The sequence below is a fragment of the Pseudomonas asiatica genome, from assembly GCF_009932335.1.
In the GTDB taxonomy this organism is placed as follows: Bacteria; Pseudomonadota; Gammaproteobacteria; order Pseudomonadales; family Pseudomonadaceae; genus Aquipseudomonas; species Aquipseudomonas asiatica.
Map to the genome: position 1 here is coordinate 675,856 of NZ_BLJF01000003.1, position 12,607 is coordinate 688,462.

Sequence of the window (12,607 nt, forward strand, 5' to 3'; positions counted from 1 at the left end):
ACAGTTCTGAGCCCGGTACTGCTACTCGGGTGACCAGTGATAAGGAACAGCGGTGCTGCGAGGGTTCTGGCTACCTGCAATTTGATGCAGGGAACTTGCCACCCCCCATTGGTTACCCGACTTTCATGTAATGCGCAAGACAGCCCGTCACTGGGCTGTCTGTAAGGTATTCAAACAAATGAATTTAGAAAATGCGCTCTAAATCCTGAAGGCCTTGCGCTAGAGCATGAGTTTGACCACCGACTCGGCGGGGTCGCGGGATTTGCCGGCCTTGTGCAGTTCGTCGAGGTACTCGGCCCACAGCTGTTCCTGGCGCAGGCACAGCTGCTCGAGGTATTCCCAGGTGAACAGGCCGCTGTCATGGCCGTCGTCGAAGGTCAGTTTCAGTGCGTATTGCCCGGCAGGTTCCAGCCCGCTGAGGCCGACGTTGATCTTGCCGAACTGCAGGATGGGGTTGCCGTGGCCCTGAACCTCGGCGGAGGGGGAGTGCACGCGCAGGAATTCGGCGGGCAGGTGGTAGACCTCGCCGGGGGCGTAGGTGAGGCTGAGGGTTTTCGAGGCTTTGTGCAGGTTGATGGCGGTGGGCAGGCGGGCCATGGGCGGAATCTCTCGGGAGCTGATGGTGCACAGCTTCAGGAGATTCGGGGGATTGTGCAAGGGGCTGCTTTGCAGCCCATCGCGACACAAGGCCGCTCCGACAGGAGATCGCGTTCCCTTGTAGGAGCGGCCTTGCGTCGCGATGGGCCGCAAGGCGGCCCCCTGCGGTCTTACAGGATGTAACGCGACAGGTCTTCGTTCTGCGCCAGCTCACCCAGGTGGCTGTTCACATACGCCGCGTCGATCTGGATCGGCGCTTCGTCATGGGTGCTGGCCAGGTCGCCAGCGCTGAACGACACCTCTTCGAGCAAACGCTCGAGCAGGGTGTGCAGGCGGCGGGCACCGATGTTCTCGGTCTTCTCGTTCACCTGGTAGGCAATCTCGGCCAGGCGCTTGATACCGTCGGCGAGGAACTCGATATTCAGGCCTTCGGTCTTGAGCAGGGCCTGGTACTGTTCGGTCAGCGACGCGTGCGGCTCCTGCAGGATGCGCTCGAAGTCTTCCGGGGTCAGGGCCTTGAGCTCTACACGGATCGGCAGGCGGCCTTGCAGTTCGGGCACCAGGTCGCTCGGCTTGCTCAGGTGGAACGCACCCGAGGCAATGAACAGGATGTGGTCGGTCTTGACCATGCCCAGCTTGGTGTTGACGGTGCAGCCTTCGATCAGCGGCAGCAGGTCGCGCTGCACGCCTTCACGGGACACGTCGGCGCCGCCAACATTGCCGCGCTTGGCAACCTTGTCGATTTCGTCGATGAACACGATGCCGTGCTGCTCGACAGCTTCCAGGGCCTTGGCCTTGAGTTCTTCCTCGTTGACCAGGCGGCTCGCTTCTTCATCGCGAACCATCTTCAGCGCCTCTTTAACCTTCAGCTTGCGCGCCTTGCGCTTGCCTTTGCCCATGTTGGCGAACAGGCTCTGCAGCTGGTTGGTCATTTCTTCCATGCCGGGCGGCGCGGCAATTTCGACGCCCACGGCATCGGCCACTTCGATCTCGATTTCCTTGTCGTCCAGCTGGCCTTCGCGCAGGCGTTTGCGGAACAGCTGGCGGGTGTTGGAATCGGTGCTGGTCTGCGCGGCTTCTTCGGCGAAGCTGCTGACCCGCGCCTGCGGCAGCAGGGCGTCGAGGATGCGGTCTTCGGCGGCGTCTTCGGCGCGGTGGCGCACGCGGATGATCTCTTGCTCACGCAGCATCTTCAGCGCGGCATCGGCCAGGTCGCGGATGATCGACTCGACGTCGCGGCCCACGTAGCCCACTTCGGTGAACTTGGTGGCTTCGACCTTGAGGAACGGCGCGTTGGCCAGCTTGGCCAGGCGGCGGGCGATTTCGGTCTTGCCGACGCCGGTAGGGCCGATCATCAGGATGTTCTTCGGGGTCACTTCGGCGCGCAGCTCGGCGGGGAGCTGCATGCGCCGCCAGCGGTTGCGTAGGGCGATGGCCACGGCGCGCTTGGCGTCGTCCTGGCCGATGATGTGGCGGTTGAGTTCGTGGACGATCTCGCGGGGGGTCATGGACATGATGAAAATGGTCCTCGGGCGGAGTGAATCAGCGTGGAAAAACCCCATCACCGGGATGAGGCGCCAGAACAGCTGATCAGTCGGCCAGGTCCTGCTCCTCGATGGTCAGGTTGTGGTTGGTGAACACGCAGATGTCGCCGGCGATGTTCAGGGCGGTCTCGGCGATTTCACGGGCCGAGAGGTCGGTCTTGTTCAGCAGGGCGCGGGCTGCGGCCTGGGCGTAGGCGCCGCCGGAACCCATGGCGATCAGGCCGTCTTCGGGTTCGACCACGTCGCCGTTGCCGGTGATGATCAGGGAGGCGTCCTTGTTGGCCACGGCCAGCATGGCTTCCAGGCGGCTCAGGGAGCGGTCGGTACGCCATTCCTTGGCCAGCTCGACGGCGGCGCGGACCAGGTGGCCCTGATGTTTTTCAAGCTGGCCTTCAAAGCGCTCGAAAAGGGTGAACGCATCGGCGGTGGCGCCGGCGAAGCCCGCGATGACCTGGCCGTGGTACAGGCGGCGCACCTTCTTGGCGTTGCCTTTCATCACGGTGTTGCCGAGGGATACCTGGCCGTCGCCGCCCATGACGACTTTGCCGTTACGGCGGACAGAAACGATGGTGGTCAAGGGGAGAGTCTCCACGCAGCGGGGCGAAAGTGCCTGATGCAGACTCATATGGGGGTGGGGGGAAGGATTTCAACCGTGGGGGATGAATGGTAGGTGTTCCCTTGTACTGGCCTCATCGCCGGCAAGCCAGCTCCCACACGGATATCACAGGCATTGAGGGCAGTGATTTCCTGTGGGAGCTGGCTTGCCGGCGATGAGGCCAGTGAGGGTTACTCAGGCCTCGTGGCAGACATGCCCATCGACCAAGGTATAACGCACCGCACCCGGCAGGCAGTGGCCGATGAACGGGCAGTTCTCACCGCGGGAGAACCACTGCTCGCCGGCCACGGTCGAGGCTTGCGGGTCGAACAGCACCAGGTCGGCCGCGCCACCCACTTTCAGCTCGCCGGCCGGCAGGCGCAGGGCCGCCGCCGGGCCGCTGCTCAGGCGGGCCAGCAAGGTTGGCAGGTCGAGCAGGCCGTCCTGCACCAGGGTCATGGCCAGCGGCAGCAGCAGCTCGACGCTGCTGATGCCCGGCTCGGTGGCGCCGAACGGGGCCAGCTTGGCGTCGCGCTCGTGCGGCTGGTGGTGGCTGGAAATCGCCTGGATCACCCCCGACTTCACCGCCGCACGCAGGCCGTCACGGTCGGCGGCGGTGCGCAGCGGTGGCTGCACGTGGTACAGGCTGGAGAACTCACGCAGCGACTCGTCGGTAAGGATCAGTTGGTACAGCGCCACATCGGCGGTCACCGGCAGGCCAAGCTGCTGGGCCTGCTCGATCAGCCGCGCGCCACGGGCGCTGGTGATCTGGGTGAAGTGCGCACGCACGCCGGTCTGTTCCACCAGCAGCAGGTTGCGCGCCAGGGCCACGGTCTCGGCGGTTTCCGGAATGCCCGGCAGGCCGAGGAAGCTGGCCATGGCACCTTCGTGGGCCAGGCCACCCTGGGCCAAGTCGCGGTCCTGGGAGTGGAACACCACGGTCAGGTCGAAGGTGGCGGCGTATTCCAGGGCGCGGGCCAAGGTACGGTTGTTGGGGATTTCCTTCAGACCATTGCCGAAGGCCACGCAGCCGGTGTCGCGCAGGGCCACCAGCTCGGCCAGTTGCTCGCCTTCCAGGCCCTTGGTCAGGGCGCCGATCGGGTAGACCTTGCTGTTGGCGGCCTCGCGGGCGCGGTCAAGGATAAGCTCGGCCACGGCCGAGGTGTCCAGCACCGGCTTGGTCTGCGGCGGGCAGCACAGGCTGGTGACACCGCCGGCGACGGCGGCGCGGGTTTCACTGGCGATGTTGCCTTTGCGGCTGTAGCCCGGCTCGCGCAGGGACACGCCGAGGTCGACCAGGCCGGGTGCGGCGACCAGGCCATCAGCCTGGATCGTGCGGCTGGCGCTGAAGCCGGCCGGGGCTGCACCGATGGCGGCAATGCGGCCGCCGTCCAGGTGCAGGTCGGTGACCTGGTCCAGGCCGCTGTTCGGGTCGATGACCCGGGCGCCGAGAATACTGATGGTCACTGGGCGTTCTCCTGGTCGAATTGACGTTGCGCGTTCTGCCCGCTCATGGCCATGGACAGCACGGCCATGCGCACGGCGATGCCGTAGGTGACCTGGTTGAGGATCACCGAGTGCTTGCCGTCGGCCACCGCCGACTCGATTTCCACGCCGCGGTTGATCGGGCCCGGGTGCATGACGATGGCGTCGGGCTTGGCCCCGGCCAGGCGCGCGGTGGTCAGGCCGAACAGGCGGTAGAACTCGCCTTCGCTGGGCAGCAGGCCGCCGGCCATGCGCTCACGCTGCAGGCGCAGCATGATCACCACGTCGACGTCCTTCAGGCCTTCGGCGAGGTCCGTGTAGACCTTCACGCCGTACTGCTCGATACCGATCGGGATCAGGGTTTTCGGGCCGATCACGCGGATGTCCGGGCAGCCCAGCGCTTTGAGCGCCAGCATGTCGGAGCGGGCCACGCGCGAGTGCAGGATGTCGCCGACGATGGCCACCGACAGGTTCTCGAAGCTGCCCTTGTGGCGGCGGATGGTGAGCATGTCGAGCATGCCCTGGGTCGGGTGCGCATGGCGGCCGTCACCGCCGTTGATCACGGCAACTTCCGGGCACACGTGCTCGGCGATGAAGTGCGCGGCCCCGGAATCGGAGTGACGCACCACGAACATGTCGGCGGCCATGGCTTCGAGGTTGCGCAGGGTATCGAACAGGGTTTCGCCCTTGCTGGTCGAGGAGGTCGACACGTTCAGGCTGATCACGTCTGCCGACAGGCGTTGGGCCGCCAGTTCGAACGTGGTACGGGTACGGGTGGAGTTCTCGAAGAACACGTTGCACACAGTCTTGCCGCGCAGCAACGGGACTTTCTTCACGGCCCGGGCACCGACTTCCAGGAAGGAGTCGGCGGTGTCGAGGATCTCGGTGAGCAGTTCGCGGGGCAAACCGTCGAGCGAGAGGAAGTGGCGCAGCTGGCCCTGATCATTGAGCTGCAGCGGGCGCTTGGCGTCGATTGGCGTCATCGCGGGGGACTCTTAAAGGGCGGAAGCGGAGGCGAGGTCCTGGCGCTCGAGGGCGAGCGGTGCGGGTCCGGTCAATTTTACCCGTTCATGGGGGGGCAGCGACAGGGTGGCGCCGAGTACATTCGGGCGGATTGGCAGTTCGCCGGCATCCAGGTCCAGCAAGCAGACCAGAGTGACGCTGGCCGGGCGGCCATAATCGAACAGTTCGTTGAGCGCGGCGCGTACCGTGCGGCCGCTCATCAGCACGTCATCCACCAGCACCAGGTGCTGGCCCTCGACCTCGAACGGCAGCTCGGGCGGGCGCACTTGCGGGTGCAGGCCGTTCTGGCTGAAGTCGTCGCGATAGAACGAGACGTCCAGAGTGCCCATGGGGCTGGTGTCGCCCATGGCTTCCTGCAGGGCCTGGGCAACCCAGACGCCGCCGGTGCGGATACCGATGTAGCGCGGTTCGGTAATTGCCCGGCGCGCCAGGTGGGCACGAAGGTCGACAGCCATCTGCCGAATCAGGTCGGCGGGATTGGGTAGGCTCATTGCGGGCTCCTCGGAAGGGTGCGCCGGGCGGGGCCGGCGGCAAAGATGATCAGGTATTGGCCTCCAGCCAGCCTTGCAGCAACAGGGCGGCGGCGATGGCATCGACCGGGTTGTCGCGGTAGCTGCCGCGCTGGCCGCCACGGGCCATGCGCTCGCCCTTGGCCTCGAAGGTGGTCAGGCGTTCGTCGTGGGTGTGCACGGGCAGGTTGAAGCGGCCGTTCAGGCGGCGGGCGAACTTTTCTGCGCGGGCGCTCATTTCGCTGGGGGTGCCGTCCATGTTTAGCGGCAGGCCGACGACGATGGCGTCGGGCTTCCATTCGGCAATCAGCTTTTCCACCTGGGCCCAGTCCGGCACGCCGTTCTGTGCTTTCAGTGTGCAAAGCTCGCGGGCCTGGCCGGTAACCACCTGGCCGACGGCTACGCCGATCTGTTTGCTGCCGTAGTCGAAGCCCAGCAGCAGACGCAGTTCAGGGTGCAGTTCGGCCATCAGGCGTGGCCCGCCTGGCTGGTCAGCAGGTTCAGGTTGATCCCCAGGCTGGCGGCGGCGGCTTCCAGGCGCAGGTCGCTGGTCAGGCCGAAGATGATTTCCGGGTCGAACGGGCAGTTGAGCCAGGCGTTGTCGGCAAGCTCCGCTTCCAGTTGGCCCGCTTCCCAGCCGGCATAGCCCAGGGTGATCAGGCTCTGTTTCGGGCCTACCCCGGCGGCGATGGCAAGCAATATATCCTGCGAGGTGGTCAGCGACAGCCCTTCCAGCGCCACGGTGGCCTGGAAACTGCATTCGCTGCTGTGCAGTACGAAGCCACGGTCGGTCTGTACCGGGCCACCTTGGTAGATCGGCACCTGCAAGGTGCTGGCCGGTGGCATTTCGTCCGGGCGCAGCTGCTCGAGGATGTCGGCCAGGTTCAGCTCCTGCGGCCGGTTGACCACCAGGCCCATGGCGCCATGGGCGTTGTGCTCGACGATGTACGTGAGGGTCTGGGCGAAGTTCGGATCGGCCATGTGTGGCATGGCGATCAGGAACTGATGCTTGAGGTAGCTCGGCGTGAGGGTTTTCATGGGGGATAGTGTGGCGCCAGGTGGCGAGGCTGACAAGGTGCTCGGCATGGCTGTTTTGGGGCTGCTGTGCAGCCCATCGCCGGCAAGCCAGCTCCCACACCGATCGCATCGATCTCAAGCCACATGCTATCCCTGTGGGAGCTGGCTTGCCGGCGATGGGGCGCGAAGCGGCCCTGATTCAGTTACTGGACAAACGGTCCCCACGGGCAAAGCGCCAGGTGCGGATGATCTCCAGCCGGTCAAACTCGGCCAGGTCCCCGGTAAACGGCGCAAACGGCGCCGCCAGCCGCACGATGCGCTGCGCCGCCTGGTCAAGCACCGGTTGCCCGGACGACTCCAGCACCAGTACCTCGTACAGCGAGCCATCGCGGTTTATCGACACCATCATGCGCAGGTTGCCGTAGATCTGTTGCCGGCGCGCTTCATCGGGGTAGTTCAGGTTGCCCACCCGCTCGACCTTCTTGCGCCACTCCTCCTTGTACCAGGCACCCTTGTCGCGCATGGTCGAGGCGGCGTTGAGCCGATGGATGCGCGGGCGCTTGGCGTACATCTGCTGTTCGTTGGACAGCTCCGCCTCCAGGCTGGCGATCTGGCTGGACAACTGCGAGCTGTCGAAGTCCGGTGCCGGGGCTGCCGGCTTGGGCTGCGGTTTGCTTTCCCTGGGTTTGGGCTCGACCTTCTGCGGCTTGGGCGCCGTGGTCACTACCGCCGACTTCTGCGGGACAGGGGGCGGTACCACCTCGGGCTTCGCGGCGGGTGGCGGGGTGATCTTGTTGATCTTGCTGTCCTGGAACGGTGCCAGTTCGGTGGTCTTGGGCACCGCTTTCTTGTCCAGGGTGCCGCTGCCCTGCTGGTTGTCCTGGGCCTGGAAATCGGCCTTCTCCGGCGGTTTCTCGCTCTTGAAGGTGGCCAGGGTGATGTCCATGGTGTGGCGGATTTCTGCAGGCTTGACCACGCTGAAGCCGACGCCGAGGATCAGCGCCAGGTGCACCAGGGCAGCCAGGAACAGGGTAAAGCCGAGCCGGTCCACCGGGCGAACACGGGGGGGCAGCAGGTCGGCGGGGATGTCAGCGGGCAGCGTCATCGGGTTTCCAGCAACCGCAGGGCGGGGCAGCAGGCCAGGCTAAAAGGACCCGCATCATACCCCACTCTGGGTTGTTGCCGTGCGTCGGCGGTCAGCGCGCCTTCAGCTGGCGATCAATGGCATCCATCAATTGCCCGCCGATATCGGTGTTGTAGGCGGCATCGATCTCGCGGATGCAGGTGGGGCTGGTGACGTTGATTTCGGTGAGGTAGTCGCCGATCACGTCCAGGCCCACGAACGTCAGGCCCTTCTCGCGCAGGGTCGGGCCGACCTGGGCGGCGATCCAGCGGTCGCGGTCGGTCAGCGGGCGTGCTTCGCCACGGCCGCCGGCGGCAAGGTTGCCACGGGTCTCGCCGCTGGCCGGGATACGCGCCAGGCAGTAGTCCACCGGCTCGCCGTCGATCATCAGGATGCGTTTGTCGCCGTCCTTGATCTCGGGCAGGTAGGCCTGCGCCATGATCTGCTGGCCGCCGTGCTGGGTCAGGGTCTCGAGGATCACCGACAGGTTAGGGTCGTCCTTGCGGTGACGGAACACCGAGGCGCCGCCCATGCCGTCCAGCGGCTTGAGGATTACGTCACCACGGCTGTCGGCGAACTCGCGCAGGATGTCGACACGGCGGCTGACCAGGGTAGGCGCCATGCACTGCGGGAACTGGGTGGCGAACAGTTTTTCGTTGCAGTCGCGCAGGCTCTGCGGGCGGTTGACCACCAGTACCCCCTCGCGCTCGGCCTGCTCCAGCAGGTAGGTGCTGTAGACGAACTCCATGTCGAAGGGCGGGTCCTTGCGCATCAGGATCACGTCCAGCTCGGCCAGCGCGCTGTCCTGCTCCTCGCCCAGCTCGAACCAGCGGGCCGGGTCGGCAAACACTTTCAGCGGGCGCATCTGCGCACGGGCCTGGCCGGCGCCCAGGTACATATCTCGCTGTTCCATGTAGAACAGGCTCCAGCCGCGCGCCTGTGCGGCCAGCAGCATGGCCAGCGAGCTGTCCTTCTTGTAGGAGATGGACGCGATGGGGTCCATGACAATGCCGAGGCGAACGCTCATGGGGTGGTTCCTCTTGGCGGCACGTGGCCGCGATGGATCGAAAGAAAAGTGGCTCAGGGTGGCGCCGTGAACGCCGCCGGTCAAGGGGCGCCGCAGATGGAACGGCCACCCGGAGTGTGCTAAAAATGCCAGTCATAGCGCTATACAACAGGCCTTTGGGGCTGCGCAGCAGCTCCAGGAATTCGGCATAAGCAGCGACGGTAGCCCAAGTGATGGAACAACCCCTGAAGGTGATGGTGATCGACGACTCGCGCACGATCCGCCGCACCGCACAGATGTTGCTCGGTGAAGCGGGCTGCGAGGTGATCACCGCCAGCGATGGCTTCGATGCCCTGGCCAAGATCGTCGACCACCAGCCCAGCATCATCTTCGTCGATGTGTTGATGCCGCGCCTGGACGGCTACCAGACCTGCGCGGTGATCAAGCACAACAGTGCCTTCAAGGACACCCCGGTCATTCTGCTGTCGTCACGTGACGGCCTGTTCGACAAGGCCCGCGGCCGGGTGGTCGGCTCCGACCAGTTCCTGACCAAACCGTTCAGCAAGGAAGAACTGCTCGACGCGATCCGCGCCCACGTGCCCGGTTTTGCCGCAGCCCAACAACACGCACCCTGACCGCGCCTCGCCATGGCACGGTCTTTCTTTCCTGATGGGGAACCAGCATGGCCCGAGTTCTGATTGTCGACGACTCGCCGACAGAGATGTACCGATTGACCGAATGGCTGGAAAAGCACGGCTACCAGGTGCTCAAGGCCAACAACGGTGCCGATGGCGTGGCCCTGGCACGGCAGGACAAGCCCGACGCGGTGTTGATGGACATCGTGATGCCCGGCATGAACGGCTTCCAGGCAACCCGTCAGCTCAGCAAGGACCCGGAAACCAGCACCATCCCGGTGATCGTGGTCACCACCAAGGACCAGGAAACCGACCGTATCTGGGCCACGCGCCAGGGCGCTCGTGACTTCCTGACCAAGCCGGTGGAAGAGGACGCGCTGATCGCCAAGCTCAAAGAAGTGCTCGGGGCTTGACCACCCGCCCGCAGGGCGCGTCGCTGACCGCCTTCGAGTTGTTGCTGGACATCGACCGGCGCTGCCGCCTGCTGGTCGCCGACCAGCCGCCGCAGGACAACCGCCTGCAACAGTGGAGCGGCATCGGCTTCCGCATAGCCGGGCAATGGTTCGTCGCGCCCATGGGCGAGGTTGCCGAGGTGCTGCGCGAACCGCGCAGCAGCCGCGTCCCCGGCGTGCAGCCGTGGGTGTGCGGGGTAGCCAACCTGCGCGGACGGCTGCTACCGGTGATGGACCTGAGCAGTTTCTTCGGCCTGGGCCACGCCGCCCCGGGCAAGCAGCGGCGGGTGCTGGTGCTGGACCACGAGGACCTGTTCGTCGGCCTGCTGGTAGACGAGGTGCTGGGCCTGCAGCACTTTGCCCTCGACAGCCTGCAACTGTCGCCGCCACAGCCCCTGATCCGCGCCGCTGCACCTTTCGTGCAGGGGCACTTCCCGCGTGAACGCAACTGGGCGATCTTCAGCCCCTTCGCCCTGGCCCAGGCGCCGGGCTTTCTCGATGTGGCGTTATAGGACCTGCGAACGTGAACAAGCCTGCCACCCCCGTCACCACCGTGACCCCACGTACCCGCAGCATCGCGCAGATCACCGTGCTGTTCCTGATCCTGATCCTGTCGATCATTCTGCTGTTCGCCAACTTTGCCTACCTGAACACCCAGTCCAACTACGACAAGCAGTACATCGGCCACGCCGGCGAACTGCGGGTGCTGTCGCAGCGCATCGCCAAGAACGCCACCGAAGCCGCCACCGGCAAGGCCCTGGCCTTCAAGCTGCTGTCGGACGCGCGCAACGATTTCGAACGGCGCTGGGGCTACCTGCGTGAAGGTGACAAGTCCACCGGCCTGCCACCTGCGCCGCCCATGGTGCGTGACGAAATGGAAGCGGTACGCCGCGACTGGGAAAACCTGCGCAAGAACACCGACACCATCCTGGCCAGCGAGCAGACCGTGCTGTCGCTGCACCAGGTGGCGGCGACCCTGGCCGAGACCGTGCCGCAGTTGCAGGTGGAATACGAGAAAGTGGTCGAGATCCTGCTGCAGAGTGGCGCCCCGGCCAGCCAGGTGGCGGTGGCCCAGCGCCAGTTGCTGCTGGCCGAACGCATTCTCGGCTCGGTCAACACTGTGCTGGCCGGTGACGACGCCGCGGCCCAGGCGGCGGATGCCTTCGGCCGCGATGCCGGGCGCTTCGGCCAGGTGCTCGAGGGCATGCTCAGTGGCAACGCGGCGATCCAGGTGACCCGTGTCGAGGACGCCGATGCCCGTGCGCGCCTGGCTGAAATTGCAGAGCTGTTCCAGTTCGTTGCCGGCTCGGTGGATGAAATCCTCGAAACCTCGCCGGAACTGTTCCGCGTGCGCGAGGCTGCGGGCAACATCTTCAGCCTGTCGCAAACCCTGCTCGACGAGGCCTCGCACCTGGCCAACGGTTTCGAGAACCTGGCCGGCGGGCGCACGCTCGACACCGTCGGCGGCTATGTCCTGGGCCTTCTGGCGCTGGCTTCGATCATCCTCATCGGCCTGGTCATGGTACGCACCACCAACCGCCAGCTGCGTGAGACGGCGGAAAAGAACGAACGCAACCAGCAGGCGATCATGCGCCTGCTCGACGAAATCGAAGAGCTGGCTGACGGCGACCTGACCGTGACCGTATCGGTGACCGAAGACTTCACTGGCGCCATTGCCGACTCGATCAACTATTCCGTGGACCAATTGCGCGACCTGGTCGCCACCATCAACCACAGTGCCATGCAGGTCGCTGCCGCCGTGCAGGACACACAGAACACCGCACGCCAGCTGGCCAAGGCCTCGGAGCACCAGGCCGAGCAGATCAGCGAGGCTTCCGAGGCGGTTGGCGACATGGTCGAATCGATCGACCGGGTTTCGGCGCATGCCTACGAGTCGGCCAAGGTGGCCGAGCGCTCGGTGGCGATCGCCAACAAGGGCAACGAGGTGGTGCACAACACCATCAACGGCATGGACAACATTCGCGAACAGATCCAGGACACCGCCAAACGGATCAAGCGCCTCGGTGAGTCCTCCCAGGAAATCGGCGATATCGTCAGCCTGATCGACGACATTGCCGACCAGACCAACATCCTCGCCCTCAACGCGGCGATCCAGGCCTCGCTGGCCGGCGAGGCCGGCCGTGGGTTCGCCGTGGTCGCCGACGAAGTGCAGCGCCTGGCCGAGCGCTCGTCATCGGCCACCCGGCAGATCGAAGCGCTGGTGCGCACCATCCAGGCCGACACCAACGAGGCGGTGATCTCCATGGAGCAGACTACCGCCGAGGTGGTGCGCGGTGCCCGCCTTGCCCAGGATGCCGGGGTGGCGCTGGCCGAGATCGAAGGCGTCTCGCAGAACCTCGCCGACCTTATCCACAGCATCTCCGATGCCGCCCAGCTGCAGACTTCGTCTGCCGGGCAGATCTCCCACACCATGGCGGTCATCCAGCAGATTACCGCGCAGACCTCCGCCGGCTCCGGCGCCACTGCCGACAGCATCCGCCACCTGGCACGCATGGCCAGCGAGATGCGCCGTTCGGTGTCCGGGTTCACCCTGCCGCCACCAGCAGAGCCCAAGTGAAGAGCCCTACTGATGAGCTCTACTGAAAAGCCGCGCCGAGGAA

General features: G+C 65.4%; 14 protein-coding genes. 4 read left to right on the forward strand and 10 right to left on the reverse strand.

What is annotated here, in order from left to right:
* Positions 1-219: 219 nt before the first annotated feature.
* The 10 genes from GYA95_RS25615 to gshB form a co-directional block, all read right to left on the reverse strand.
* Positions 220-597 (reverse strand): gamma-butyrobetaine hydroxylase family protein, encoded by a 378-nt coding sequence (locus GYA95_RS25615; RefSeq protein ID WP_003249306.1) that lies wholly within the window; start codon positions 595-597, stop codon positions 220-222.
* A 170-nt stretch (positions 598-767) separates the two neighbouring features.
* Positions 768-2,111 (reverse strand): ATP-dependent protease ATPase subunit HslU, encoded by a 1,344-nt coding sequence (gene hslU, locus GYA95_RS25620; RefSeq protein WP_015272084.1) that lies wholly within the window; start codon positions 2,109-2,111, stop codon positions 768-770.
* A 76-nt stretch (positions 2,112-2,187) separates the two neighbouring features.
* The gene (hslV, locus tag GYA95_RS25625; protein WP_003249309.1) at positions 2,188-2,718 is read right to left on the reverse strand and encodes an ATP-dependent protease subunit HslV; all 531 of its coding nucleotides are present in this window, start codon (positions 2,716-2,718) and stop codon (positions 2,188-2,190) included.
* Positions 2,719-2,931: 213 nt separating this feature from the next.
* Entirely contained in the window at positions 2,932-4,203 is a 1,272-nt protein-coding gene (locus tag GYA95_RS25630; RefSeq protein WP_015272083.1) for a dihydroorotase, read from the reverse strand.
* Entirely contained in the window at positions 4,200-5,204 is a 1,005-nt protein-coding gene (locus GYA95_RS25635; protein ID WP_003257774.1) for an aspartate carbamoyltransferase catalytic subunit, read from the reverse strand. Before GYA95_RS25635 ends, GYA95_RS25630 begins: the two co-directional genes overlap by 4 nt.
* A 12-nt stretch (positions 5,205-5,216) precedes the next feature.
* The gene (pyrR, locus tag GYA95_RS25640; RefSeq protein WP_161551519.1) at positions 5,217-5,735 is read right to left on the reverse strand and encodes a bifunctional pyr operon transcriptional regulator/uracil phosphoribosyltransferase PyrR; all 519 of its coding nucleotides are present in this window, start codon (positions 5,733-5,735) and stop codon (positions 5,217-5,219) included.
* Between the two features lie 49 nt (positions 5,736-5,784).
* Positions 5,785-6,222 (reverse strand): Holliday junction resolvase RuvX, encoded by a 438-nt coding sequence (gene ruvX, locus GYA95_RS25645; RefSeq protein WP_013974530.1) that lies wholly within the window; start codon positions 6,220-6,222, stop codon positions 5,785-5,787.
* Complete coding sequence (locus GYA95_RS25650) at positions 6,222-6,791, reverse strand: YqgE/AlgH family protein (protein ID WP_015272081.1); 570 nt, start codon at positions 6,789-6,791, stop codon at positions 6,222-6,224. Before GYA95_RS25650 ends, ruvX begins: the two co-directional genes overlap by 1 nt.
* 178 nt (positions 6,792-6,969) lie before the next feature.
* Positions 6,970-7,875, reverse strand: coding sequence for an energy transducer TonB (locus GYA95_RS25655; protein WP_013974528.1), 906 nt, complete (start codon positions 7,873-7,875; stop codon positions 6,970-6,972).
* A 91-nt stretch (positions 7,876-7,966) separates the two neighbouring features.
* Complete coding sequence (gshB, locus tag GYA95_RS25660; RefSeq protein ID WP_015272080.1) at positions 7,967-8,920, reverse strand: glutathione synthase; 954 nt, start codon at positions 8,918-8,920, stop codon at positions 7,967-7,969.
* 212 nt (positions 8,921-9,132) lie between these two features.
* Here gshB and GYA95_RS25665 point away from each other — a divergent pair, with 212 nt between their 5' ends.
* From GYA95_RS25665 to GYA95_RS25680, 4 genes are read left to right on the forward strand one after another with little or no spacing between them, the layout of a single operon-like run.
* Entirely contained in the window at positions 9,133-9,534 is a 402-nt protein-coding gene (locus GYA95_RS25665) for a response regulator (RefSeq protein WP_003257770.1), read from the forward strand.
* 47 nt (positions 9,535-9,581) lie between these two features.
* Positions 9,582-9,947 (forward strand): twitching motility response regulator PilH, encoded by a 366-nt coding sequence (pilH, locus tag GYA95_RS25670; RefSeq protein ID WP_003257768.1) that lies wholly within the window; start codon positions 9,582-9,584, stop codon positions 9,945-9,947.
* Positions 9,944-10,498 carry a chemotaxis protein CheW gene (locus GYA95_RS25675; protein WP_003257767.1) on the forward strand — a complete coding sequence of 185 codons (555 nt, stop codon included), beginning with the start codon at positions 9,944-9,946 and terminating at the stop codon, positions 10,496-10,498. Before pilH ends, GYA95_RS25675 begins: the two co-directional genes overlap by 4 nt.
* An 11-nt stretch (positions 10,499-10,509) precedes the next feature.
* Complete coding sequence (locus tag GYA95_RS25680) at positions 10,510-12,564, forward strand: methyl-accepting chemotaxis protein (protein ID WP_015272079.1); 2,055 nt, start codon at positions 10,510-10,512, stop codon at positions 12,562-12,564.
* Positions 12,565-12,607 lie beyond the last annotated feature (43 nt).